The sequence below is a fragment of the Bradyrhizobium sp. CCBAU 45389 genome (assembly GCF_028128625.1).
Taxonomy (GTDB): Bacteria; Pseudomonadota; Alphaproteobacteria; order Rhizobiales; family Xanthobacteraceae; genus Bradyrhizobium; species Bradyrhizobium liaoningense_B.
On the sequence record NZ_LBIY01000042.1, the window covers coordinates 1 to 2,063 of the forward strand.

Below are 2,063 nucleotides of genomic sequence, written 5' to 3' on the forward strand. Positions count from 1 at the left end.
GCAAACCGCAAACAACATCTATCACCGCGCAACTGTCAGGATGAGGTGCAATATGAAGCAATCGCCTTGTCGCGCGGCTTGCGGCTGCGGGTCGGCAAAATCGTCGTGTCGTAGTGCTCGGCCATGGCGGCAAAGGTTTGGTTGAGCGTCGGCTCGAACCATAACGCCTTGACGACCCCGGCCTTCAGATTGTCGCAGACGATCGCCTTGGGGACTCCGCCGAAGTACGACAGGGCCCGGGTCTGGCCTTCGATCCAATCTGGCAGTCGCTGACCGAAGCTCGCCATAGCGAAGGTCAGCGACGAGGCCCCGAGCACCGCGACAAATATCTGCGCCTGACGGATCTCGCCGGTTTGCGGATCGGTCACCTCCACCGTCGGGCCGGCATAGTCGGTCTGCATCACCGCACCCGCCGCGTGGCGGTGGCGGAAGGTTGGGTTCGCCCGCCGCCGATAGGCGTCAAACTTCTCGCAGAACCAAGTGTAACCGTAGCCGTCGGGATGAGCCGTCCGGTATTCCTGCCAAAGCAGCGTCAGCGTCACGCCCTTGCGCTTGAGTTCCTGCGCCACCCGTGGCCACTCAGGCTCGCTCAAGTCCTGCGGCGGTCGCCCGACCCGCCGGAACAAGGCCCGCTGTAACGCCGCCTCGCTCTCGCAAATCGGCGGCAGCGGCCAGCTCAAGCCCGCTTCGCGCGCCCGCAGCAGGTAGGTGGCAACCGAGGTCTTGCTGATCTGCAGCCGTTCCGAGATTGCCCGCACCGACAGGCCCTGCTCGTACGTCAGCCTCAGGATCGATCGTAGGTCCTTCACAGTGGTTCGTTTCGCTTGCTTCCGTCTCGGCATTGCCCCTCTCAAACTCAGCTTGAGAGAGAACATTGCCTGAACGGCGCTCCCGAAAACCAACCTCCCGCATCTGTCCGCGATTTAGCGGAATCCCTGTCCCGGAGTTACTGAAATCGCTGTCCGCGAATTACCGAAATCGCTGTCCGGGAATTGCCGAAACACGCAAAAGCTCGCGTAGACGATGCCACAAGGGCTTCAATTCCTGGGCGGCATAGCCGACCCAGAAGGCGAGCGTGGAACGGTCGATGGCGATACCGTGCGTCGCCCGCATCTGCGCCTGGCGATAAAGCGGCAAATGCCAATGATACTTGGCATCGATCACATGCGCGACCAGCCGCTCGGTGGGCAGTCCCCCTTGATCAATCGTTCGGGCGCGGCGTGCTGGAGGACGACGCCATGACAGGCGCGGCAGGCCAGTTTGGGCCGGCGGGTGACAATCACTCGGTATTGCACCGGAACGACGTCGAGCCTTTGACTCTCATCGCGGCCAATCTCAACGAGATCGCCTTGCAGGACGGGCAACAGGTGTCAGCCGGCAGCAAGGTTTCGACGATGCGCGGCAAATGCTCCGGCAGCTTGCCACGATTGGCCCTGCGCTTGGCAGTTCTCTTCTCGCAGGTTCTGGGATTAGCGCGATCCTCGGCTGCTTCGAGAGCCGCCACGGCCTCTTCGATGTCCTCCAAAACAAGCTGAAGCTGATCAGTGTCCAACTTTTCCGACGATCGACCGAACTGCGCATCTTTCGCAAGCTTGAGCAACCACTCGAGCTTGGCGCAGCGATCCAGCAGAGCCGCGGCAAAGACACGCAGCTCGGCTGGATCGCTCGGCAACTCGTCAGGCAAATCACTCATTGGCCCGAGTCTGCCAGGCTTCGCTCCCCGATGCAGCGAAGATTTTATATCTTCACGCAAGCGATTTCGGCTGCGGGATTCGAGGCGCGTGCATGCGCGTCCAATCCATGCCGGCCAGAAGCGCGGACAACTGCGCGGCATTCATCCGCATCACGCCGGCCACGATGGGAGGCCATTTGAAGCCGCCGCCATCGAACCGCTTCCAGTACATCACAAGGCCGGTGCCATCCCAGACGACAATCTTCACCCGATCGGCGCGCTTTGCACGGAAGACCACCGCCACCCCCTTCATCGGGTCATGGCCCAGCGTCTCCTTCGCTAAGAGCGCCAAGCCATCCGCACCCTTGCGGTTATGTGGTGCACCACATAA

1 protein-coding gene and 2 pseudogenes are annotated in these 2,063 nt (G+C 61.7%); all 3 read right to left on the minus strand.

What is annotated here, in order from left to right; all coding sequences use genetic code 11:
• Window positions 1–65 precede the first annotated feature (65 nt).
• Window positions 66–842 (minus strand): annotated as a pseudogene (gene istA / locus XH79_RS06930) (IS21 family transposase); the annotation flags it as partial.
• A 151-nt stretch (window positions 843–993) separates the two neighbouring features.
• Window positions 994–1,693: pseudogene (locus XH79_RS06935) on the minus strand (IS66 family transposase); the annotation flags it as partial.
• A gap of 52 nt (window positions 1,694–1,745) precedes the next feature.
• A partial coding sequence (gene tnpB, locus XH79_RS06940; protein WP_271581170.1) for an IS66 family insertion sequence element accessory protein TnpB occupies window positions 1,746–2,063 on the minus strand: 318 nt, incomplete at its 5' end.